Source organism: Tunturibacter empetritectus (assembly GCF_040358985.1).
Lineage (GTDB): Bacteria > Acidobacteriota > Terriglobia > Terriglobales > Acidobacteriaceae > Edaphobacter > Edaphobacter empetritectus.
The window spans coordinates 1,510,083-1,531,038 of the sequence record NZ_CP132932.1 but is presented as its reverse complement, the minus strand read 5'-3'; the positions used below and the strand labels follow the sequence as shown (position 1 = coordinate 1,531,038).

At 53.6% G+C, this 20,956-nt stretch carries 23 protein-coding genes and 1 pseudogene; 17 read left to right on the top strand and 7 right to left on the bottom strand.

All coding sequences use genetic code 11. The annotated features are described in order from the left end of the window. Positions 1-245: 245 nt before the first annotated feature. Complete coding sequence (locus RBB75_RS06395; RefSeq protein WP_353069926.1) at positions 246-1,007, bottom strand: GNAT family N-acetyltransferase; 762 nt, start codon at positions 1,005-1,007, stop codon at positions 246-248. Between the two features lie 132 nt (positions 1,008-1,139). Here RBB75_RS06395 and RBB75_RS06390 point away from each other — a divergent pair, with 132 nt between their 5' ends. Further along, on the top strand, positions 1,140-1,532 hold the full coding sequence (locus RBB75_RS06390) for a hypothetical protein (protein WP_353069925.1): 393 nt from the start codon (positions 1,140-1,142) through the stop codon (positions 1,530-1,532). A 109-nt stretch (positions 1,533-1,641) separates the two neighbouring features. On the opposite strand, the gene RBB75_RS06385 is transcribed toward RBB75_RS06390, so the two are convergent. Further along, positions 1,642-1,944 carry a hypothetical protein gene (locus RBB75_RS06385; protein ID WP_179640068.1) on the bottom strand — a complete coding sequence of 101 codons (303 nt, stop codon included), beginning with the start codon at positions 1,942-1,944 and terminating at the stop codon, positions 1,642-1,644. A gap of 547 nt (positions 1,945-2,491) precedes the next feature. On the opposite strand from RBB75_RS06385, the gene RBB75_RS06380 reads away from it, so the two are divergent. The 3 genes and pseudogenes from RBB75_RS06380 (at position 2,492) to RBB75_RS06370 (ending at position 4,282) form a co-directional block, all read left to right on the top strand. Next, a complete protein-coding gene (locus RBB75_RS06380) occupies positions 2,492-2,941 on the top strand; it encodes a recombinase family protein (protein WP_306459727.1) in 450 nt (149 codons plus the stop codon). A gap of 67 nt (positions 2,942-3,008) precedes the next feature. Beyond that, positions 3,009-3,143: pseudogene (locus tag RBB75_RS06375) on the top strand (helix-turn-helix domain-containing protein); the annotation flags it as partial. A gap of 143 nt (positions 3,144-3,286) precedes the next feature. Next, positions 3,287-4,282: a DUF5700 domain-containing putative Zn-dependent protease gene (locus tag RBB75_RS06370; protein WP_353069924.1), complete on the top strand. Its 996-nt coding sequence runs from the start codon at positions 3,287-3,289 to the stop codon at positions 4,280-4,282. A gap of 292 nt (positions 4,283-4,574) precedes the next feature. Here the strand turns inward: RBB75_RS06370 and RBB75_RS06365 are convergent, their stop codons facing one another. Further along, the gene (locus RBB75_RS06365) at positions 4,575-5,204 is read right to left on the bottom strand and encodes a hypothetical protein (protein WP_353069923.1); all 630 of its coding nucleotides are present in this window, start codon (positions 5,202-5,204) and stop codon (positions 4,575-4,577) included. Positions 5,205-5,543: 339 nt separating this feature from the next. Between RBB75_RS06365 and RBB75_RS06360 the strand changes: the two genes are divergently transcribed. The 3 genes from RBB75_RS06360 (at position 5,544) to RBB75_RS06350 (ending at position 6,798) form a co-directional block, all read left to right on the top strand. Next, positions 5,544-5,789, top strand: coding sequence for a hypothetical protein (locus RBB75_RS06360; protein ID WP_353070428.1), 246 nt, complete (start codon positions 5,544-5,546; stop codon positions 5,787-5,789). Then, positions 5,711-6,106: a recombinase family protein gene (locus RBB75_RS06355; protein ID WP_353070363.1), complete on the top strand. Its 396-nt coding sequence runs from the start codon at positions 5,711-5,713 to the stop codon at positions 6,104-6,106. The genes RBB75_RS06360 and RBB75_RS06355 overlap by 79 nt, the downstream gene beginning before the upstream one ends. Positions 6,107-6,354: 248 nt before the next feature. Continuing rightward, on the top strand, positions 6,355-6,798 hold the full coding sequence (locus RBB75_RS06350; protein ID WP_179640065.1) for a hypothetical protein: 444 nt from the start codon (positions 6,355-6,357) through the stop codon (positions 6,796-6,798). A 12-nt stretch (positions 6,799-6,810) separates the two neighbouring features. Here RBB75_RS06350 and RBB75_RS06345 read toward each other — a convergent pair whose 3' ends face one another. The 3 genes from RBB75_RS06345 to RBB75_RS06335 form a co-directional block, all read right to left on the bottom strand. Continuing rightward, positions 6,811-7,173: a vitamin K epoxide reductase family protein gene (locus RBB75_RS06345; protein ID WP_353070362.1), complete on the bottom strand. Its 363-nt coding sequence runs from the start codon at positions 7,171-7,173 to the stop codon at positions 6,811-6,813. A gap of 92 nt (positions 7,174-7,265) precedes the next feature. Continuing rightward, positions 7,266-8,273 carry an SDR family oxidoreductase gene (locus RBB75_RS06340; protein ID WP_179640063.1) on the bottom strand — a complete coding sequence of 336 codons (1,008 nt, stop codon included), beginning with the start codon at positions 8,271-8,273 and terminating at the stop codon, positions 7,266-7,268. 220 nt (positions 8,274-8,493) lie between these two features. Further along, positions 8,494-8,979 (bottom strand): DUF1440 domain-containing protein, encoded by a 486-nt coding sequence (locus tag RBB75_RS06335; RefSeq protein WP_353069922.1) that lies wholly within the window; start codon positions 8,977-8,979, stop codon positions 8,494-8,496. A gap of 382 nt (positions 8,980-9,361) precedes the next feature. On the opposite strand from RBB75_RS06335, the gene RBB75_RS06330 reads away from it, so the two are divergent. The 8 genes from RBB75_RS06330 (at position 9,362) to RBB75_RS06295 (ending at position 18,546) form a co-directional block, all read left to right on the top strand. Continuing rightward, on the top strand, positions 9,362-10,204 hold the full coding sequence (locus RBB75_RS06330) for an alpha/beta fold hydrolase (RefSeq protein ID WP_353069921.1): 843 nt from the start codon (positions 9,362-9,364) through the stop codon (positions 10,202-10,204). Further along, positions 10,204-10,863: a gluconate 2-dehydrogenase subunit 3 family protein gene (locus RBB75_RS06325; protein ID WP_179640060.1), complete on the top strand. Its 660-nt coding sequence runs from the start codon at positions 10,204-10,206 to the stop codon at positions 10,861-10,863. Before RBB75_RS06330 ends, RBB75_RS06325 begins: the two co-directional genes overlap by 1 nt. Beyond that, a complete protein-coding gene (locus RBB75_RS06320; protein ID WP_353069920.1) occupies positions 10,853-12,430 on the top strand; it encodes a GMC family oxidoreductase in 1,578 nt (525 codons plus the stop codon). The genes RBB75_RS06325 and RBB75_RS06320 overlap by 11 nt, the downstream gene beginning before the upstream one ends. Beyond that, positions 12,421-14,328 (top strand): glycoside hydrolase family 15 protein, encoded by a 1,908-nt coding sequence (locus RBB75_RS06315; protein ID WP_353069919.1) that lies wholly within the window; start codon positions 12,421-12,423, stop codon positions 14,326-14,328. The genes RBB75_RS06320 and RBB75_RS06315 overlap by 10 nt, the downstream gene beginning before the upstream one ends. Beyond that, positions 14,325-14,798, top strand: a complete 474-nt coding sequence (locus RBB75_RS06310; protein ID WP_179640057.1) for a hypothetical protein — start codon at positions 14,325-14,327, stop codon at positions 14,796-14,798. Before RBB75_RS06315 ends, RBB75_RS06310 begins: the two co-directional genes overlap by 4 nt. A gap of 7 nt (positions 14,799-14,805) precedes the next feature. Beyond that, complete coding sequence (locus tag RBB75_RS06305) at positions 14,806-15,495, top strand: hypothetical protein (protein WP_353069918.1); 690 nt, start codon at positions 14,806-14,808, stop codon at positions 15,493-15,495. Positions 15,496-17,429: 1,934 nt separating this feature from the next. Then, complete coding sequence (locus RBB75_RS06300; RefSeq protein ID WP_218884847.1) at positions 17,430-17,831, top strand: BON domain-containing protein; 402 nt, start codon at positions 17,430-17,432, stop codon at positions 17,829-17,831. A gap of 55 nt (positions 17,832-17,886) precedes the next feature. Continuing rightward, positions 17,887-18,546, top strand: a complete 660-nt coding sequence (locus RBB75_RS06295; RefSeq protein ID WP_257031258.1) for a general stress protein — start codon at positions 17,887-17,889, stop codon at positions 18,544-18,546. A 661-nt stretch (positions 18,547-19,207) separates the two neighbouring features. Here RBB75_RS06295 and RBB75_RS06290 read toward each other — a convergent pair. Continuing rightward, complete coding sequence (locus tag RBB75_RS06290; protein WP_353070361.1) at positions 19,208-19,846, bottom strand: Crp/Fnr family transcriptional regulator; 639 nt, start codon at positions 19,844-19,846, stop codon at positions 19,208-19,210. A 381-nt stretch (positions 19,847-20,227) separates the two neighbouring features. Here RBB75_RS06290 and RBB75_RS06285 point away from each other — a divergent pair, with 381 nt between their 5' ends. Next, positions 20,228-20,422: a hypothetical protein gene (locus RBB75_RS06285; RefSeq protein ID WP_353069917.1), complete on the top strand. Its 195-nt coding sequence runs from the start codon at positions 20,228-20,230 to the stop codon at positions 20,420-20,422. Between the two features lie 80 nt (positions 20,423-20,502). Beyond that, positions 20,503-20,763, top strand: coding sequence for a GlsB/YeaQ/YmgE family stress response membrane protein (locus RBB75_RS06280; protein WP_179640053.1), 261 nt, complete (start codon positions 20,503-20,505; stop codon positions 20,761-20,763). Positions 20,764-20,956 lie beyond the last annotated feature (193 nt).

Here is a 20,956-nt window from a genome sequence, read left to right as displayed (position 1 = left end):
ATTAGCTTAGACGCACACTAGATTACCGGAGCAGATGGGACATGCCTCACCGCAGCGTGTTCTGCTCCTCACGATAGCTTTTGCATTTCTAATCGTGGGTATTATTGGCAAATAGGCATCTTTGACTTCTTCCTTGATGGCGGCTTTTGCTGGAGACGATGTGTTGTCCGGGAGAAAGTCTAGCTTGAAACGTTGGCCGTTCCAGATGACGGCTCGAACGATTCCGTTCGAGCCGATTTTCATGTCTAGCGAAGAGTCGAGATTCGCGACACCCGCTTGATGCCTGGCGAGGGTGGCTTGATCACTGCTAGCTGGAAAGTGCGACGAACGACAAACCCCACCTGCCGATAAATGCGAACCGCTCCCGTGTTTGCCTCAAGGGAGGTTAGAAACGGAGTGCGGCCTTCGGCGCGAATGTTCCGCGTGACTGCGGCAACAAGCGCTTGGGCACATCCGCGGCCGCAGAAACTAGGGTGAGTGCAGACGGCGCTGACTTCCGCGAAGCCGGTTGGGGATAATCGTTGTCCAGCCATCGCAGCGAGACGACCGTCGACCCGAATTCCTAAGAATCTTCCGAGCTTGGCGGTATCGTGGCGAAACGGTCCCGGCTCAGTGAGGTCTGCTAGAGCAACCATCTCGGGGATATCAGCCGCCTCCATCAAGACAATTGTGTCGTCGAGAGGAGGTTGTTCCGGAATCGACGGGCAGACCATCTGAACGAGTGTTCCACCGCGGAGAAGCTGCCAGCCTGCAGGAATTTCGGGTTGGTCTTCGAGAAAGAGAACGGCAACGTCTCCCTCCGGGACAATAGCGGCCAGGTCCGCATATGCAGCCGGTGTTGGTTCCTGGAAAGCCGAGAGTGGGCCTACCTCGGCAGGATAACGGCGGGCGAGGCCCTGTCCAATATGGGACCCTACAGCGAGATGGGCGTGACTCGTGGTGAGCGAATTCCAAATCGGATTATCGAGCAGCGCGTCGCCAAAGGGGTGTAAGGCTGAATCGCTCATGGTCGTTTTGTTGATAGGGTTGATGGGGTGTTGTATCGACAACGAGAGCTCGTTTCATGTCGCAGATCATTTCGGGAGAGTTGGGAAAAGCGAGGGCACCATTTGACTCGCGAACTCTTTGAAGACACGCACTTGACGCGGGATGTACCTGTTGCCAAGATGGACAAGCCAAAGGTCGAGCGTCCGGAAATGCCATTTCGGCATGACCTCTACCAGCCTCCCTTCGCGGAGCAATTGAGGGCACTACCAAGATTTTTGAGTCTTTCCATTGCAGGCTATGGCGGAGCTGCCGATGCAAAGCTGACAAAAACGCGTTCCTTGGGACTCATCTTTTCTCCGGTCACCTATGTGCCAATCGGCATCGCTAATGTCAGTGATCAAGGGCTCGAAAGCCCTCAGCAGACATCAATGGAGTCAATCCCGCCAAATTGCCTAAGTCCGGGTCTGTGTCTGAATCGAGTAGGGCCTTCAACGCTGCCCGAAATTGCAGGAAAGCCAGATGCTCTTTCAGGAACCCGCAGTTAGATCGTTCGGCTTTATTGATGAAGACCCGGCTAAGGCCGCTCCGTTACGTTAGGGTCCGGGCCTCAGTATCAAGCCGAACACATCAGACAGGATTCGGTACGGCTTCGTTTCAGCTCGTTAAATCAAAGACTATCAAGCCTGGGGCGAGCGCACTTAGTTCGCCGAGTTGCAATGAGGTAAGACTGGTGAGGTTTTTCACTGTGATCTTGGCCTTCCCGGAACTCGCAGCTGTTGTAATGTCTCGAAGTTGATTGAAGGTCAGGGTTGACGCATCGAGCGTCAGGCCGCCTCCTGTATCTGCTATCTGCTTCGCCGCGCTGCTCACTTTGAAGCCATGCTGCTCCAGAATCATGCTAAGACTGTATCGAATGGTGTTGTCGTCATCGACCAGGAGCACCTTCGCGTTCGCCATGAGAGTTCTCCCTCGGCGGGCTAAAGGTGCGATCCGCCTTGTCGTGACGAGAGTATACGCTTATGTCATATACCAGACAGAGCTGTTTAGACCTGAAAAATGTCCTGCCCTGAACTGACGCTTCTAGAGTGCAAAGTCACCGTGGTGGATCTCAACGCATGACACAGGACATTGTTCTGAGAATAGGGCGCTCTACTCAGCCGCGAAGGTGTTGTAGCCGAGCCTCTTGAGACAGCGAATATGGTGCCGGGCGCGCTCCTCGTTCCGGCTGACTGCTCAGAACGGGGTTTACTGGGATGGAAGAGTTGTCCTCGACCATCGTGCTTCATGAGAATCGAACTCCGCGCCCCAGGACCAAAACAAGGAATGTCCTCATTCGCTACATGCCACAGTTTTGCCATCCATCGTTGAACAGGGCCATCTCGCCAGTCTGCAAACTTCGCCCGATCTCACTGCGTCGCTAGAATTTCTTCTTTGGTAAGCGGGTCGCCAGAAGCGACCGCTCAAAGTCTGCCTTCCTCTGCTGAAGGGTCTGAGGCGGATCGTCTTGCGGCGAGGTCCCAGGACAGATCCATTGTGCCCGCTGGCGTGTACGCTGCCATACGGGTTGACGGTCCTGGAGAGAACAGGGGCGAGTCTCGCATTAGGAATCCTGAGTGCGATATATTTTGCAAAAGGATTGGGAGGCAGGTTCAATGAAGATAGGGTATGCGAGGGTCTCGACCGAAGATCAACGGCTGTCTTCCGGGAAAAAGTCTCCGGGGCGTACCGAGACCGCCCGGAGTTGAACCGAATGCTCGATCAGCTCCGCGAGGGCGACATCGTCACTGTCTGGAAGCCTCGCTCCACCCGCAATCTGCTGGAAATCGTCGAGACGATCAATCAGGTCGGCGCCCGCTTTCAATCTATTTCGGAACCCTGGGCCGACACCACCACCCACGCCGGCAAGATGATCATGACCATCTTTGCTGGTATCGCCGATCTGAACGTGATCTGATCCGCGAACGCACCGGACCGGACGGGCGGACGCGCACAAGCGCGGCGTCCGCTTCGGTCGCCCCAAGAAGATGAATGAAAATCAGCGCGAGCTCGCCAAAAGACTGCTCAAGGAAGGCAAACACGTCCGCGAGGTCGCCCGTACCTTCAGCGTTCATCCGGCCACTCTCTACCGTCTCCTTACACCTGCCGCTTCAGCCTAGTTGGGCAGGCCTAGCGAAAAGCTATCGTCGCAACAAGTACCACCCGAAGCACGTTATTAATGTATGTAGCTAATCTTTCTTAGGAGCGGCCCTTGCACAAAGGAGCGATCGTCTTTCTGGTTACAGTTTTATGTGGAGTACGGTTGGCCACCGCGCAAACAACGCCCTCAGTCCAGCTCACCTTGGACACTTCCGAAGCTGAACAGGCTTTGCAAATCCTTGATAAGGAAGCCGCCCATCAAGCGGTAAATCCTGAAGACTGGCAAAGGCTCTTTGCAACCACTCCGTACCAGTGGCTAAAAGACCGCGAAGCCGCCATGGGGCGAGAATTTACGGACGAAACATTCAAGCACTTTCTTCTCCAGCCAGAAACGCTCAGCAAGAGAGCAGAGTGGCACGACACGCTCACCAATCTTGAAAAGGCAAACATGGCTGCGTTGGGAGCCAACGTGCTGACGTGGTTGCCGCCCGGCGCAACTATCCACGCCCGCGTCTTTCCTGAGATCAAGCCGGTACACAATAGCTTTGTCTGGGCTAAACAGGGCGAGAGCCCCGCAATCTTCCTCTACCTTGAAAAGCAGTCTCAAGACAAATTCGAGAATACCGTCGCCCACGAATGTCATCATATTGGGCTAGCAAGCCTCGAAAAACAGCAGGACGCGATACAAGCCGGGCTGCCACTCAATGTGAAAAAAGCGATGGAATGGATCGGTGGGTTTGGCGAGGGGGAAGCGATGCTCGCCGCGGCGGGATCGGCGGACCGACACCCGCATTGGGAAGATGACGGGGTAGCACGAGCTCGGTGGGACGCCGACATGATGCACTTCAATGTCGATCTTCAATCGATACAGCAGCTTTTGATGGATATTCTCGATGGGAAATTGACCCCCGATACAGAGATCCGAAAGCGAGCGGCTCCATTCTGGGGCGAAATTCAGGGCGGCTGGTATACCGTCGGCTACGAGATGGCATCCCTGGTTGAAAAACAGTATGGTCGATCCGCACTCAATGAGTGCCTGCTTGATCCCAGAAAGCTGCTCGTTTTCTACAACCAGATTGCTGAGCAGGCGGATGCCAACGGTGCGACGTTAGCAACTTGGACACCGCAACTCATCGCCAAACTGAACAGCCAAAACTAACGTGCTGTCGCGCCACGGCCCTGGGGCATGTCCCTTTGAGCAGGTCGCTGAAACTGGCAGATTGCCCCTGGTAACAGCAATGTTGGGTTTAAGCAATGAATGAGCCTGTTCAATATTGGAGATCGCTCTCGATTCTTGCTACCAGACCGAGTCACTCATTGGAGGAGCGGCCCTGGCCTATCAGGTCGTAAGGAGTTGTCACGCCCCTTGGGTTCATAAACCAAAGGGTTGGGGCAGCGTACTGCTCTGAAACGTTCGTTTCAGAGAAGACAAGAAAGCCAATCGGTCCGAACTACGGTTTGGTAGCTTTGAAGCTAACGGATACGGGTTTAGCGACGCCTTGCTCGATCCTATAGACAGCATGTATCTCCCCGAGACCGCCACAAGCGCGACACTCGGCGTCCCTACGTTGCACCCAGCTCTTCAATTCAGAAGTCTCAGGGTGCAGAGCCCAGCAGTTCGGAGTGAACCTGGAATTCGCCGGAATCTCACGCTTGATTGCTTCGAGCAGGGGAGAAAAATTGACTTCGTGAGGACCCTTGTTGTCGATCCACCAGTAGCCGTCAAGACAACCGCCGCCGTTTCCAGTATCTGGATCATAGCTACCTAAAAAGGCATTCGCTCCCGATCCAAACAGCTGCGCTGTTGTCTCATGGATCAGCCCACCTCCGTCATAGTGCAGCGCGTAGATTTCGACGTATAAGCCTTCGCTCCCCGTAGATACAAGCAAATCTTTCCACTCTCCAGCGCTCCCGTCATCAGAGGCAAAACCTGCTGCGATCACTCGCGGACCCGGGTGAATGGAGGTTTGTACTTGAAGGATAGCGTGTCCTGCGAGGACACCCACTTTGGTTATCGTTTGTTTTGTCCGGTAGTCTTTCGCTGTGAGAGGTTGGCCGTCGGGTGCTTTAAAGCCAAGCATGAGATCTCCGCTCGAATCCAGTCGCAACAGGTCCTTGGTCCACCAAGAGAGAGGGTGTGCCGATAGGGCATCGCGTGTCTCACCCTTCTCCGTGTCAAGTCTCCTCTGCAACTCCTGACCGGAAAGAAAGCTCGACCCCATGCTGCAAAAGATCAAGAAGAGGCATACACAGCTTCTGAGCATTTCCGTCCACAATATCTAAGATGACCTCATTTAGCACTTTGACTTAATCCGCTAAACGTCAGCTCTCCGCTACCGACGACAACTCCGGTTGTTGGGGAGGCGTTGCTGGGAACCCAGTTTGCAGCTGCGACCGCGTCGGCTAACATCGAAATACCCATGGCAAACTCGCGAGAAAAGAAGCGGCTGGGATGGATTGATGGGCTATTCATCGTCCTCACGGGAGGTGTGTGGATTGTGACAGTCTACAAAGTGGTAACGAATGGTATCCCATCTGGATTGCTTCCGGGAGAAGGCCACCCGGGGGGCGCTGGAATCGTCCTGAGCTGCAACGACTGCTCGACCATCTTCGTAAAGGAGATGTCCTGGTCGTCTGGAAGCTGGACCGGCTTTCGCGATCATTGAGGGATGTCCTCACGATCATGGAGCGGATACAGGAAGCGAAGGCGGGTTTCCGCAGCCTCACAGAGGCGATCGACACCACGACACCCGCCGGCCGAATGATGATGCAGATGATCGGATCGTTTGCGGAATTTGAGCGAGCCATGCTGCGTGAGCGAACGCGAGCGGGCCTGGAGTCCGCCCGTGACCAAGGTCGTATCGGAGGGCGCCGTCCAAAGCCGACTCTTCGTGCAAGTGGAAAGCTTCAACAGCCGATCAGATCAGTCCCGAATCGAACCGCCGAGGATTTGACCAATTGTTCGGTCGCTAAGTATCTGTAGTTTCAGATTGCATTGCAGCGTGCGGCGGTTCAACGCGCAAGACACCTTTGTTCATTGCTACACACGCCTTTGCGGGTTCCGACAACCGGGATTGTGCTGAATCCGCGTCTGGAAATCGCGGCTGAATCGTGTGGAACTCATTGATCGATGTGTAGTTACGCAATGATGTCTTTACACCGTCGAATCAGACCTTAAAAGCCTCGGCTAAATTCTAAGACGAGCCTGACAAATGGTGTGAGAATGGATAGATGGCGCAACAGACAGTAGATGAACTTCAGAGAATGGAGCGAATCGAGACCCGTAGCGGGGCTCTCGCGTGGTCGGCGCTGGCATTCGCCTTTCTTCAAAGCGTTTGTACTGCGGTGATCGCAGCCAGCGGCATGCGTTTCGCGATTGGCTTAGCGGCATTCGTTACCTCGATTGCCACGTCTGCTCCTTCGCAGGATTTTCATAGGGATCGGATTAGGCTGCCGATGCTGATCTTTGCTCTCGCTGGCGCGGCTCTCAATTTCGCCGTTCTTTGGCAAGTGAGGCGACTTCGCCGAAGACCGTCAGCTCAGTGGCGTCTGACTCCAATATCAGCACACAAGAAGCGTATGGAGCAGTTCACGTTTTGGGTGAGCGTTATAACTGTACTTCTTGTTTTTGCTGAACTGTTCGCTCACCACAGGATCCACGGCTTCTACTTTTAATTAAAGTTAGAGTTAACTGAGGCGCCGACTCACGACTACGGTTTCTTGTGCGATGAGTTTTCGTCCCGCGAAGACCATAGCTGCAGTACAAAGAACCGTACCGGTGCACCACGAACATAATTTTCCGAACGACACCAATTGCCTAACTGCATTGAAACTTGCAGCCGATCCATCGGCTACCAATTTCACGACAAGCATCTTCCGTGCTATCGGGTGTCGTCGCGAAAGTAGGATAAGTGCGAGAGTGCCCCCATAACTTCCGAGCCCAAGAAGACCGTCTGGAATTCCTAATGGGTGCGCTGCTTTCGATTCGGTAATGTCATCGGAGGTAAAGATGGCAAAGGGCGGATCCGGTAAGTGCGAGAGTAGGCCCACCTGGTGAGCCGCCACTGGTAACAAAGTCAGGATTGCAGCCGAAGTTGCGGTGACAAGGGCTATATTCTCCGAGTGACCTTTCTTGTCTACCCTCACGAACGTCTCCTTCCGCCAAACGCAGCAACGCCTGCGCCGACCAGAGCCGCAGCCCCAAGAACAAGCCACGTACGGTGCATGGAGAGGAAGACCTCTGCACTGGTATGTTTGGATCGGTCGTCGAACTTGCCACGCGTATTGTGCGCTCCTGCGACTGGTTCGTACAGGTTGTTGGGAGCATTCGGATCGCTAGGCTCATCCATCAGCTGTTGCGCTTTGTATCCTGTCCTGCCGAGATATCGATCAAGCAAGCCTGGAACCACCTTCTGGGCGAGGATCGCGGCGATCGTTGGTGCGCCCACCCAATATTCACGACGAGGATGTTTCGCTAATCCCGCAGCCACTACTACTTCCGCGGCGATCTCCGGTTCGAAGATTGGAGGGACGGGTTGGGTATTGTGCGGCATCCGATTCTTTACCCAGCCAAACTGAGTCGTATTCATCGCGGGCATGTGTACGGCGGTGAGTCGAACGTTGCTGTGATCATGAAACAGTTCACAACGAAGTGAGTCAGTAAAGCCATTGATGGCGTGTTTGGACGCGCAGTAGGCCGATTGCAAAGGAATCGAACGATACGAAAGCGCGGAGCCAATTTGAACGATTGTTCCCCTATTGCGCGGCAGCATCCGGCGCAAAGCGGATAATGTTCCATAAACGAACCCGAGATACAACACGTCTGTAACACGCTTGTAGTCAGATGCCTCCATGTCTTTGACTGGAGAGAACACACTGACCATGGCGTTGTTGATCCATATATCGATTGGACCCAACTCCTGCTCAATCTGGCTAGCTGCCCGTTCCACCGCCTCAGCGTCCGAGACATCGACGGAAATGAAGATTGCTTGGCCGCCAAACTCATGGCATTCGCGCTGAGCCGCAGCGAGTGCCTCTGAACTTCTGGCTAGAAGACCTAGTTTTGCGCCGCGTTTGGCATAAGCATGCGCAATTGCGCGGCCCAGACCAGCAGACGCTCCCGTAATCACAACAACAGGTGGTGAGCTCATGATTGACTTGCGACCTCTACTGCAAATGCTTTTATCGATACGATTTTATGTCGTCCAGTGAATTGAATTTGCCAGCCGTCTTCTCAACCTAAACTCGTAGGTTCTTCCCATTGATGAAACTTTGCAATACTCATCATGCAACCTACGACTTTGATGCTCAATGGCAGCAAGTTGCTGGAAGAATGTCTTTTGTAAATCGACTGATATCAAGCCTCAGTCATTAGGATGCAACAGCCCTCCACCGCTTAATGAGGCGCCTTCTAATAAACTCCACGACAAAACCGTAGAGAGAATGGGTCGCAAGTTCGCTTGTGTGCTCTCGCAACGGCTGCTGCGTCGGCGGTTTGTCGAGACCCAGGAGAGGAAGTGTCGATTCATGGGTACCCAGCATGACCGCGATCCCAAACGCCACGCCGTAGCCAACCGTTACGATAGGCGAAAACTCCGCCGCCACTCCGTACGCTCCAGCGATACTCGTTCCAAGTGTCCAGTGAAAGAATTGGGTTGCAATTTCTTTATGAGTCTCACTAAGCGGATGACCGACGACTTTCTCCGCCAAGACAGCAGGAGGGGGGTCTTGCCCTTGCGTTCTCGGAGGATAAACAGCCTCACCGATCAACTTAGCTGCTGAACCTCCCACGCCGCCAATTAATCCAGCCAGAAGGCCTTGAGCGATGAAATGTTGGGACGGGCGCTGAATGTTCATGATGTGTTGATTCCTTAACAAAGCAACACTCCTCTTACTTCCAGCACTTTCAAAGAGGAGTCATCGCTTAGTGGGTGCGTGTGAAAAAGCAGTTTCGTTCTGCTAGCAGTCTGACGCTCAAACCATGCGTGCGGTTACAATTTAGACCGAAAATCACTTAAGTCTTTATTCGTAGGATCTCGTTCATTGCTTTCGTGTGCCGGCTTAACAAGATTCATAACATTACAGCTGTCGCGTGAGCGAACGCAGACTCAAAACTACACCCGTTGGTTCGCAAAAGTGCATCGAATGTCAATAGGTTTGTAACCAAATTGACGTCATACATGTCGAATGTTGGGACTTTCAAGATCGACAAGCTGTTTCTGAAGGAAGTGTGAAATGTATGGAAAGACAAACAGCCTATGAATCTGATACGAAAGTGCTCCTGAAACAATCTCCTGGCAAAGACAACGCTGGTCTTTCTTTGGTAGTAATGCCGTTTCTCGGCGGCAGTTGGAAGGAATGGGCGGAGGTGATCGAACTGCTTTCCCCCCGATTGCAGTGTGTCGGCATCGATCTGCCCGGATTTGGTGATGCCGCAGAGGTCAACGGATACTCGGTTGCGCTCATGGCCGATTACATTATCGCGCGACTGAAAACCCTGAAGCTCAAGCGCTTCGTGCTGGCGGGACATAGCATGGCTGGCAAGGTTTCCATGGTCGTTGCACTTCGTGCGAAGAATGACCCGGAACTCGCGGGGTTGGCAGGCTTGGTATTGGTAGCATCGTCGCCGGCGTCTCCCGAGCCTATGAGCGACGACAAGCGGACTGAGATGCAGGCCAGACTCGGGAAGCCGGGAAACAGTTATCGAAAGCATGCCGAGAAATTCATTCAAGAAAACTCAGCCCAGACACTCCCGTCCCACGTCTTCACACGTGCAGTCTCCGATGTGTTGCGCATGAACTGTGCGGCGTGGAATGCATGGCTTGACTCCGGGAGCAAAGAGGATTGGGCGGAGCGCGTGGGAGAACTGAATTTACCGGCACTTGTCGTGGCGGGAGACAAAGACAAAGCGCTGGGTTTTGATGCGCAGGCAAAGCTGGTAATGCCTCATCTTCCCCATGCACAACTGAAGGTGTTGGCCGGTGCAGCTCATCTCCTTCCTATGGAACGGCCGCAGGAACTGGCGAAGCTTATCGCCGACTTCGCAGATCGCATCGTACCGGATTTCGAGAGGCGAGGGTGATGATCACAAAAGAGAAAATCGATCCTTCTTATCTAGCTCTCATTGACTCCGACCGCGTAAGCACTCCGACGCGTGAGGTCCTGTTGAAGCGGCTCCGATCTTCAGATGAGCCAGGCAGAAAGACGGCCCTATCGACGGGCGAAAAAAAGATACTCCAGGCGCTCGCGGAATGCGTAACGCCGATGCCCGATCGTTCTATCGATTTCGCAACGTGCATTGATGCGCGGTTGGCGGTGGGACAAGGAAAGGGATGGCGTTATTCGGAGCTACCACCAGATCTGACGGCTTATCGCGGAGCCTTAGCGGCGATCGATCGGTATGCGCGCAGAGAGTTTCGGGCGTGTTTTGCTGAATTGCTCTCAGAGAAGAAGAACCAGGTCCTGAGGGTGATCGAAAGCGGAGAGATGGAGGCGGGCGAGCCTGATTCTGGTGTTGACGTCGCGAGTCTCAGCGCAACTCAGATGCAAAGGTGGTTCGAGGATCTGCGGGGGGACGTTACGGGGATTTATATGTCACACCCTGAGACCCTGGCACAGTTAGGGTATAGCGGGATCGCGGATGGAGCAGACTCGGCGGCATTATCCGGTTTCGTTCAATTGGGTCTCGGCAAGGTTGAGGGGTGGGAGCCGAAGGCAAAGGTGCGGGAGAATGAATCTTGATTCGATGCGGCGATATGGAACGGACGAAGTAGTAGATGCAGTAGTGATCGGCACGGGCGCGGGTGGAGCGCCATTGTTGGCGAAGCTGGCTCGTGCTGGATTGCGAGTAGTTGCTTTCGAAGCTGGACGCAACTGGGATCCGGGACGTGATTTTGCGACTGACGAAGTTGCAGCCTCGGAGCTTTATTGGCTTGGCGAACGGCTTAGTGCAGGAAACACTCCGACGGCGTTCGGTGGTAACAATAGCGGCACAGGCGTTGGCGGCTCAATGCTTCACTGGGGAGCGTTTGTACCACGGGCTGACCCGCGTGATTTTAGGATTCATTCTGAATTCGGCATAGGTGTTGACTGGCCGATGAGGGTGGACGATCTGAGGCCCTATTACGAAAAGCTCGAAAGGTTCTTCGGAGTCTCAGGTCCGGCACTATATCCCTGGGACCCGGAGCGAAGGTATCCGCTGCTCCCTGTACCTTTGAATGCACCCGCAGAACTGATGCAGCGAGGCTTTCGCGAACTTGGCCTCCGCACCAGCGAGGCGCCGGTGGCTGCTGTCTCTAGCGATTACCAGCAGGAAGGGTATGAGGCCCGACACGCCTGCGTGAATCGCGGATACTGCCATCAAGGCTGTCGCAACGGCGCGAAAGCCAGCATGGATGTGACCTATCTCCCCGCAGCCGTTAAAGCTGGCGCAGAGATCCGGCCTGAATGCTTTGTGCACAACTTCGAACTCAACAATCAGGGAAGAGTGAGTGCCGTAATCTATCGGCATGGCGATGAGAATATTCGACAGCGCTGCAAGGTTGTGTTCCTGTGCGCTGGAGCGGTCGAGACACCGCGGCTCCTCTTGCATTGCAATGGAGGGCATGGGGAAGGACTCGGCAACTCCAGCGGACAGGTCGGTCGCAACTTCATGGCACATGTGGCTACGCAGGTATGGGGGACGTTCGCCGATGAAACCCGGCCGAACAAAGGCTTTCCCGCGTCTCTGATCAGCGAAGACACGATTCGGCCTGCACAGGCAGGCTTCGCCGGCGGTTACCTCACTCAAAGCCTGGGCATCGTTCCGGTCACATGGTCGATGCAAGTGGCGCGAGGGCGCGGCCTTTGGGGTAAACCGCTCGTCGATTACTTGCAACAGTACAACCACGTCGCCGGTATTGGGATTAACGGCGATTGCCTTCCATCTGAAAACAATTTCCTTGAACTATCCGAGGAGAGCGATGCCCTGGGTATGAAGAAGGCACGTGTTCACTTCAGTTATGGCGAGAACGAACTGCGTATGAGTCGACATGCCCAGGATCTCATGACGGCTGCCTGGAAGGCCGCCGGGGCAACCGACATCTGGACCTTCCAACGATCGGCACACACAATCGGCACGTGCCGTATGGGCGACAATCCAAATACGAATGTGGTCGATCCGAACGGACGGAGCTTCGATGTGCCAAATCTATGGATTTGCGACAACTCTGTCTTCCCGTCTGCACTACCCGCAAACCCCGCACTCACGATCATGGCGCTGTCCCTGCGGACAGCAGATATATTTCTTCAGGATGGGGAATGGCGATGAGTCAATCCATGCCGATTCAGGAGCTTCCGGCCACCTTTTCTCGCCTCCAGCTTGGAATTGAGGATTACGCAGTCATTGGGGATTGCCGCTCGGCCGCGCTGGTTTCGACCGAGGGGTCGATTGATTGGCTTTGCTGGCCGTGCTTTGACAGCCCTTCAATGTTTGCTTATCTCATAGGGCCAGAGAACGGAGGCAGCTGGCAGATCTGCCCCGCGACTACCTTCACCACAAGCCGAAAATACGTGCACGACACAAACGTGCTCCAAACAACATTCGAGACTCAGACGGGAACCGTTCGATTGACCGATTTCATGCCGGTTGCCGGAGAAGAATTCACATCCGGCCGTCTCGTTCCTCAGCGGGAACTGATCCGTATCCTCGAAGGAGTGACCGGAGAAGTAGAGATCAATGTGCAATTCAATCCGCGACCCCAGTATGGAACAAAGAAGCCCGATATCCAAGATAACGGGAAGCTCGGTCTTCGCGTTGACATCCCGGGCGCGGTTGTTCGCTTACAAAGCCAGATGGAGTTTAAGCTCAATCCCTCCGGTGCGACCGGTATGACCAATATCCAAGCGGGAGATCGACTATCTTTCTCGCTGACTTTCGCGACTGATGCGCCCGCGGCACTCGCATTTCCTGAAGGGTCACTCGCTGCGCTCACTCGAACCATCGACTGGTGGCAGATGTGGTCTGCGAAGTGTTCTTACTCCGGGGAATATCGTGAAGCCGTCTTGCGAAGTGTGCTGGCGCTTAAGATGCTCCATTTTGCTCCCTCTGGAGCGTTCGTTGCCGCTGCGACAACTTCGCTGCCGGAACAGATCGGCGGCGACAAGAACTACGACTACAGATATTGCTGGCTGCGCGACGCTTCTGTGGCTGTCCATGTGTTGTGCGGCACGGGTCACGAGCTTGAGGCTGAAGCCTTTGTCGAATGGATGCTTCATGCGACGCGTCTGACGCAACCTAAGTTAATGGTAGTGTATGACGTCTACGGAAATATCGTGGGCGAAGAGAAAGAGCTGCCGCGCCTGTCCGGCTACAGGAGTTCGGTCCCGGTTATGATGGGAAACTCGGCCCGCTCGCAAGTGCAGATGGACCTCTATGGGGAGGTCATCTGCGCCTCGGCGAAGCTGTACAAGGGCAAAGGCAAGCTCGACCGGGACACCGCAAAAACAATCGTCAATTTCGGCAATTATGTATGCAAACACTGGCGCGAACCGGACGCGGGAATCTGGGAGCCAAGGGGTGAGCCGGTCTTGCATACACATTCTCTTCTGTTATGTTGGGTGGCGCTCGACGAGCTTGTTAAATTTGCAGAGACCGGGACGATCGACGTAAAGCAGATCGAAGCGTTCAAAAAGACTCGGAATGAAATCCGCACTTTTATCGAAACCCAATCCTGGAACGACCGCATCCGTAGTTACGCTAGTGAGCCGGGGTCGGAGAAGATGGACTCTAGTCTTCTGCTCATGTCATTCCACAACTTCCACGAAGCTTCTTCAGAGCGGCTTCAAGGCACCTATAACCGCATCAAGAATGAGCTAGGTGCGGGCGGGTCCCTCCTCTACCGAAATCGACCGGACGGTAGAGGTACATTCCCTGAGGAAGGAGCTTTCGGCATCTGCGGTTTTTGGGCAGTTGAGCATCTGGCCATGGGCGGAGGTAGCCTGAAACAAGCAGAGGAAACCTTTGAAGAACTTCTCCGGTACGCGAATGATGTCGGCTTGTTCGCCGAAGAGATCGACCCGAAGAGCGGTGCCGCGCTGGGAAACTTCCCACAGGCTTTTACACATATTGGTCTGATCAGCGCTGCACTTGCCATTGAAAAACGACGAAAAGAAGTTGCAGAGGACGTGAGAAATAGCGCACGTCAATGGATCGAGGCGAAGCAATGAACTGGCAAAGCTGGTTGTTCTGGGGCGTCATGGCGACGCTCGCACAAGCTACATTCGAGTCGATTACTCAAGCCCTTCACCTCACTCGGATGAGCTTGCCCTTTATGCTCGGCACAATGGTTACTTCGGCACGATCAAAAGCTCGCTTGTGGGGCTTTGGACTGCACATCGTAAGCGGTTTAATCTTCGCCCTGCCATACATCGTGGCTTTCCATTTTCTTGGCGGGCCTTCCTGGTGGCGAGGCGCCCTCTTTGGGGCTGTTCAAGGCACTATCGTCCTCACACTGGGTATGTCTCTGATGCCCAACCTGCACCCGCGGATGGCGACCGAATGGGCTGGGCCATCAGCAACACGCAGGCTGGAACCACCTGGTTTTCTTGCACTCAACTATGGCGCCAAGACACCCATTGCGGTTTTGCTTTCGCACGTAATCTTTGGAACCGTTCTCGGCAGTTTTTGCAATGCATGAAGCAGATATGAGCGATGAGAACACAAAACCAGCGGATGTCCAGTCAATCACAAGGATTGTCGTGCGTCCTTATGGCACTGCCCTCCCCCTCGGATGCTTCGGCTTCGGAGTGGGAAATGCATTGCTCAGCGCTTATGCGCTTCACTGGATTCCGTTGGCGGACACAAAGCTCCTCGCGGTGATGCTATTGGCCTTCGTCGCTCCCCTTGAGCTAATCCCGTGCATCATGGCTTTCCTTTCGCGAGACTCCGGAGGAGCCACAGCTATGGGCATCTTTGCCGCAGCATGGGTGGTGCAAGGGGTTGAATTTTACACTGGCGTACCAGGCAGCACCAGTATCGCGATGGGAGTTTTTCTACTCCTCCTGGCCCTCATCCTGATCGTCCTTACGGTAGTGACATTCCCAGGAAAGCCATTGCTTGGAGTTCTCTTGACCATCGCAATCCTACGATCCAGCGGCGGCGGCTTGGTGCAATTTGGATTTGGTGGCGGCGCGGTTCTCTTCGCAGCATGGACAGGCTTTTTGCTCGCCGCGTTTGCGTTCTACAGCGGCTTGGGCTTCCTCATGGAAGATGTCAAACAAAGGCCGCTCGCAATGACCTTTCGCCGAAAGGAAGCTAAGGCCGCTCTCCAAGGCGACTTATCGCACCAGTTGAAGCCCTTGGCAAATGAAGCGGGAGTCAGACAACAGTTGTGAAAATGTGAAAGCGAGAATCGCGAACTTAGCCCTAAACAGCTTGCAATTCAAACCAGGAGGGGTTTGTCATGGAAATCCCATCAACTCCGATACTTTCGAGCAGTGGCTGAGTGCCGCACGCACCGTTCATGCCTCCCAGTGTTCCGGGGTGATGAGGAACGATGTCGATAAACTTACCAATCTATATCGTTTATCTGTGGACTTGATTGGGATCGAATCGATGACTCTTCCATGCCATATAACTCAACGTTTGTAACTTATTGAATTCATGAGCATCGATGGCGATCGTAACGACTCAAAAGCACTGGAAATCACATAACCTGAAGTTTTCGGCACCCTATTTAGCACCCCAAATACCGCCAGTCAAAAACATCAGGGATCGCTTCTTTACTGAGCTTGTTCGGGTAGCCTGGGCCAATCCTTACTCAAGCCAAGCTTTTTGCTTCGGTCTGAGTTCGTTCTACACATCGAGACACATCCCCTGCCTAAGCTGCTTCTGCCGTCCTGATCAGATTCTCAAAACACTGCTCTAAGGCACCTGCTATGGGCGGCCTCCGCCAGTACGCCCGAACTTAGATGGATAGCAGGCGACGAGGGTGTCTCATTTACAGGTCCGACTACCTTAAGGTATTTATCTTTGGTTCGTCTGAATGCGAGTCCATAAGTCAATGCAATGATTTATATCAATCAGCTCAGACTTCTGTGCACTTATGGCACCGATCACTATGATTCACCATGGCGTTGTACGTCCAAAGAAGGTCTGAACGGCTCGAGCTCGTTCTGCCAGGGCCTACTGAGTTCACACACTCTCCAGCTGCCGCCAAAAACCTTAGCGCAAGCTCCAGTCGTTCATGACACGCTGGCATCTTCTCAATTTTTGAAACGGATGGTTGGGTATCGCTTTCTAATGGCATATTCCTTTACCTCTTTGTTCTTTTCTTACACCCTATTCTGATGACTGAAAGAGTGAAGCAGACGCTCTTTTCTGATGGTGACTTTAGCGTCGAGAGTGTTGCATTTCAGAGGCTGATCATCTCGGAAGTTTCCCGACCCGACTGACAAGGGAAATCGGATACGGACCGTGGTTTAGCAGGGGGTAAAGCATCGGATCGACTATGTTTGGCTGCGGCAGGGTTCTGGACCGGTCTGAGCTTCAGGCTCATCAACAAGGGCGATGTGGTCTGAATAAAGATCACGGAAGCCATGGCGGTCTAGCGCCTGGTGATGCGCTACGCAAGGGCCCAGAACTGAGCAAACTCGCGCCGTACGACCTGCGACAGACTCGCGCGAAACTCTGCCGGAAGCAGAAGGGGCACCAAAGCAAATTCAGCTGCTCCTCGGCCATGCCTCCATTCGACCCACGAGAGGTGCCTGGGGGACCAAACATCTTTCGTAAATGATGTGGACGGTCATTGGAACCGTGATAGCGATCTAAACAGATCTTCGTTTCCGTCGAATGACTGGCGAGAACAGATTGTTGCATCAGAATGAAAAGCCTGCAGAAGTGACAAGGCGATTCCGTAGGCGTTCCGTCCGTGTGCAATCATCTGGGAAGTCTGGTCCATATCTGCCAGGCTTTTTGCAGTTTGATAGACCGAGTGACCTGCTCTCGGATTCTTGCGTCCTAATTGCTGTGTTTGCCGCATTATTTCGTACAGTCCTGACTGACTTCTGCGGGAAGGCCCTGCGTAGGAAACTCGTGTTTTAGCGCCTTTCGGCATCAGCAGTGCCTACGCAGGAAACGAAAACGTACCTGGAGTACCAAAAATAAATTCAGATTCGCTCGCGCGCGAAGAAGTGTTCGGCATCATACATTTTGTAAGGGGCGGTGACGCTGCAGGTATTGATCCGAAGGCATACCCCCGAACTGTTCACCAATGCAATTCGCGCGACATAACTCAGGCGATTCGCAGTGCTTATTAAGGGAGACACATATGTCAACAAAGCTTCAAAACCTACGGAAATCGGCTATGACCTGTTGTGTGCTCATGGCGCTGTGCTTTCTGCCTGTTGCACTACCTGCTCAAGACCAGGCACAACCTGCCGCTTCTCCTGCTGCAGACAACTCAGCGAGGAACAAAGCGCGACAAACGACCGCGGACCAGCAAAAAGAAAACACAGCAGACCGCCTTACAAGCAAGAAAATCCGTCAATCAATCATGGCGGACAAATCGCTTTCGACATATGCGCACAACGTGAAGATCATCACTCAGGATGGAGCCGTAACGTTAAAGGGGCCTGTCAAATCCGAAGAGGAGAGGCAGAATATCGCCTCCAAGACAGCGGCTATCGTTGGTCAGGACAAAGTGACAAATCAGTTAACGGTCAAACAATAACAGAAATTGAAACTACGGTTTCAATCACTCTCTATCTGATTCAAGGAGAACTACCATGGCAGGAAAGAATACAGCAGCATTCGCAATATTCTCTACTCGTAAGGCCGCGGAATTAGCAGTCGATCAGCTAACAACCGCCGGTTTTTCTAACGATGATGTTTCAGTCTTGATGTCTGACAAAGAGGGATCCAAAGACTTCGCGACTGAGAAGAACACGAAGGCCCCTGAAGGAACTGCGACTGGCGTCGGAGTCGGTGGCGTGGTTGGAGGCACGCTCGGTTTGCTGGCAGGCATCGGAGCGTTGGCAATTCCTGGAGTCGGTCCTCTTATTGCCGCAGGTCCGATCATGGCCTCACTGGCGGGGCTTGGCATCGGCGGGGCAGTAGGGGGTTTAGTCGGTGCACTCGTTGGCATGGGCATCCCGGAATACGAGGCCAAACGCTACGAAGGGCGTGTCAATGACGGTGGCATTTTGCTATCGGTTCATTGTGACAGCTCTGATGAAGTATCCCGTGCCAAGGATATTCTCAAGGCTGCCGGCGGTGAAGACGTCGCATCGTCAGGGGAAAAGAGCGTCAGCAGCCACACCGTTGCGTCTGCAAATGAAAGCCCAGAGCAGGCCGCTTTACATCACTTAGGAACGGATCGGCCCGGCGCCACGCGAACTGCGGATGACGTTCTGATCGACCGGGAAAAGACTAAAGCAACTTATTAAACTTTTGCCACAATGACGTTTTCTCTGCTATCGGCTATCGAAGGCTTGCATGCGACTTGGTGTGCAGGCCTTCGCTTTTTCTGCTAGCAATTGACGTGCGACCCCATAAATCTGTATAGACAAACAGTACCGGATTCCTCATGAATTTGAGGCTTCCGAGAAAACTGGCGGTGGATGCCTCTGATGCTAACATTTTGCATGCTCTATGCCCTCACATTCAGGACTACGGACGAAGGACACCTTCGCATGGCGAGCTTGCCCATAGCGGAGCGGGCTAAAGGCGATCCAGTGGTAGCCATACAACCCAACATCTCGGCCCTTCAAACTGCGTTGGGCCTCGCTAAGATCAGGCCTACGGATTGTGATTCGATTTTGTCGTTTGCAAGGAATGCCTATGAGTCCCCAGGAGTCGATGTTTGCTGCGACCAATTAGAACTAAGCGCAGATCAATTAGCGATTCTATGTATGGCGCCTGGCCGGCAAAGACCCTTTATCGCTTCGACGGAATTTGCGCCAGAGCAGAACAATTCTGGCGATCCGGATTGCCAATAGCTTGGTGAGCCACAATGGAGACATTGAATTCAGCTCAAGCCCCGTCTGCCCCGGTCACATTCAAATCAACATCGCATACTACTCAGCCGTGGCTACTACTACGGCGTCTTTATGCGTAAAGCTTGACCAACACCTGCCGCGTGGTTTCGTAGCACAGACAAGCGATAGCTCGGAGACCAGTTCGGTTAAGGATCTGAACCGTTCCGCGGCGATGGCCTACCAATCCGGCCTTTTCAAAAGACCTGGCGACGATATTCAAGGTTGGCCTTCCAATCCCTAGCATCTGTGCGAGAAAGTCCTGAGTAAGAGAGAACTCCGCCGCTCGACTCCGGTCTTGGATAGTTAGGAGCCAACGGGCAAAGCGCGGAGCCGCGTCATGCACTCGATTGCAAGCTGCTGTTTGCGCCAAGTGCGCAATCTGATGTTGTACGTATTTCAGGACACCACTTCTCAGATCCGGAGAAGCTGCGAAGAGATTTTCTAACTCAGAGAACGGAATCTCATACGCTGTCCCCGTGGTTTGGATGAAACAGCGATGGAGCGATGACGATGGTCCCAAAAGATAGTAACTGCCGGTCAGCCCCTCGTTTCCCACCAGCCCTATTTCTACGAACTCCCCGTCGGCAAGTTGGACCACTTCCGACGCAAAGCCGGAGAGAAGAAAATAGGCTAGTTTTGGAGGCCCGCCTGCGTCTGAAAGGGTTTGCCGAACGGACAAATCGACAAGGCTGGACCTGGCAATAACCATTTGGCGAGTTTTGCGGTTCAGAGATTCTAGGAGCCTATTCGTTACTTCCCTTGCCATGAGTTCCTTAGAAGAGGTTTGACTTTCGCTATCTCAGGCCATTTCACTAGCCTGATTGTTAGCAGGTGGACGCTCTTCATCAAGAACACCGCCTACGAATGCTCCGGACAGTATCTCGCACTGTCACGCTATCAGGATACTCCCTAAAAAATTCATTCTAATTCTTCATTTGCCGATAAGTGTTCGGCATCATACACTTTGTACCAAGCCGTTTGGACCAACCAAGGACTGCCTGAAGGCGAACTTTTGCCGTCTGAAACGAAACCATCAGGTCAACCTAAGCGCACCAGTAACCTGAGTTCGGCTCAGATAAGGAAATCGATCATGGCACACGAAGCACATAAGAAAGCAGCAGAACACCACGAGAACGCAGCAAAGGCGCGTCACACGGCTGCGGACAAGCACGCAAAGAATGACCCGACTGCGGCGGAGCACTCGAACCAGGCACATGACCATTCCCGCAAAGCGCACGAAGCCTCGAAAACGGCGCATGACAAATCAACGATAACCAAAAAGTAATATAGCGTCCCGGGGGGGGGCTTGGTAGACTCAGCCGTCCCTTCGTACTCATCTCCTCCGAAGAATAGAAAGGTTACCTAATGTTTATTATCTGGTGGATTATTGTCGGTCTGATTGCAGGCTTTCTCACGGGGAAGCTTATGAAGGGGAGCGGTTTTGGTCCCCTAATGGATATCGTCGTCGGCATCGTTGGAGCAATTGTCGGCGGTTTTATCATGCGCACGCTTGGTTTTGCTGATCAAGGTGGACTGATTTATACGATCATTGTTGCCATCGTTGGAGCTGTGATTCTTACTTTGCTGGTGAGACTTGTCACTGGCGGAAGAGCCCGAAATCTGTAGACGCCTACCGCGGGGGCCATGGATTTGGCAACCAGGCCCCCATGCGTTCAAGTACCCCTATCCGATTGGAGACTCAGTCACGTTTGCTATTCGGTTCCGTTGCAAAAGGCACCGATCCGAAAACATCGCCCTTCCCGTCTACCTGTTCAGCGAAGGAACAGTGAATCTCGCTTCGATGGTCCGTGAGATGAAC

Bases quoted from the DNA above. Each gene is read 5' to 3' on its own strand.
- RBB75_RS06385 (WP_179640068.1), bottom strand. From the start codon at position 1,944: ATGGCGAACGCGAAGGTGCTCCTGGTCGATGACGACAACACCATTCGA.
- RBB75_RS06350 (WP_179640065.1), top strand. From the start codon at position 6,355: ATGGCGCAACAGACAGTAGATGAACTTCAGAGAATGGAGCGAATCGAG.
- RBB75_RS06295 (WP_257031258.1), top strand. From the start codon at position 17,887: ATGGCAGGAAAGAATACAGCAGCATTCGCAATATTCTCTACTCGTAAG.
- RBB75_RS06335 (WP_353069922.1), bottom strand. From the start codon at position 8,979: ATGAACATTCAGCGCCCGTCCCAACATTTCATCGCTCAAGGCCTTCTG.
- RBB75_RS06310 (WP_179640057.1), top strand. From the start codon at position 14,325: ATGAACTGGCAAAGCTGGTTGTTCTGGGGCGTCATGGCGACGCTCGCA.
- RBB75_RS06365 (WP_353069923.1), bottom strand. From the start codon at position 5,204: ATGCTTGGCTTTAAAGCACCCGACGGCCAACCTCTCACAGCGAAAGAC.
- RBB75_RS06300 (WP_218884847.1), top strand. From the start codon at position 17,430: ATGTCAACAAAGCTTCAAAACCTACGGAAATCGGCTATGACCTGTTGT.
- RBB75_RS06360 (WP_353070428.1), top strand. From the start codon at position 5,544: ATGGCAAACTCGCGAGAAAAGAAGCGGCTGGGATGGATTGATGGGCTA.
- RBB75_RS06290 (WP_353070361.1), bottom strand. From the start codon at position 19,846: ATGGTTATTGCCAGGTCCAGCCTTGTCGATTTGTCCGTTCGGCAAACC.
- RBB75_RS06395 (WP_353069926.1), bottom strand. From the start codon at position 1,007: ATGAGCGATTCAGCCTTACACCCCTTTGGCGACGCGCTGCTCGATAAT.
- RBB75_RS06320 (WP_353069920.1), top strand. From the start codon at position 10,853: ATGAATCTTGATTCGATGCGGCGATATGGAACGGACGAAGTAGTAGAT.
- RBB75_RS06305 (WP_353069918.1), top strand. From the start codon at position 14,806: ATGAGCGATGAGAACACAAAACCAGCGGATGTCCAGTCAATCACAAGG.
- RBB75_RS06315 (WP_353069919.1), top strand. From the start codon at position 12,421: ATGGCGATGAGTCAATCCATGCCGATTCAGGAGCTTCCGGCCACCTTT.
- RBB75_RS06325 (WP_179640060.1), top strand. From the start codon at position 10,204: ATGATCACAAAAGAGAAAATCGATCCTTCTTATCTAGCTCTCATTGAC.
- RBB75_RS06285 (WP_353069917.1), top strand. From the start codon at position 20,228: ATGGCACACGAAGCACATAAGAAAGCAGCAGAACACCACGAGAACGCA.
- RBB75_RS06340 (WP_179640063.1), bottom strand. From the start codon at position 8,273: ATGAGCTCACCACCTGTTGTTGTGATTACGGGAGCGTCTGCTGGTCTG.
- RBB75_RS06280 (WP_179640053.1), top strand. From the start codon at position 20,503: ATGTTTATTATCTGGTGGATTATTGTCGGTCTGATTGCAGGCTTTCTC.
- RBB75_RS06330 (WP_353069921.1), top strand. From the start codon at position 9,362: ATGGAAAGACAAACAGCCTATGAATCTGATACGAAAGTGCTCCTGAAA.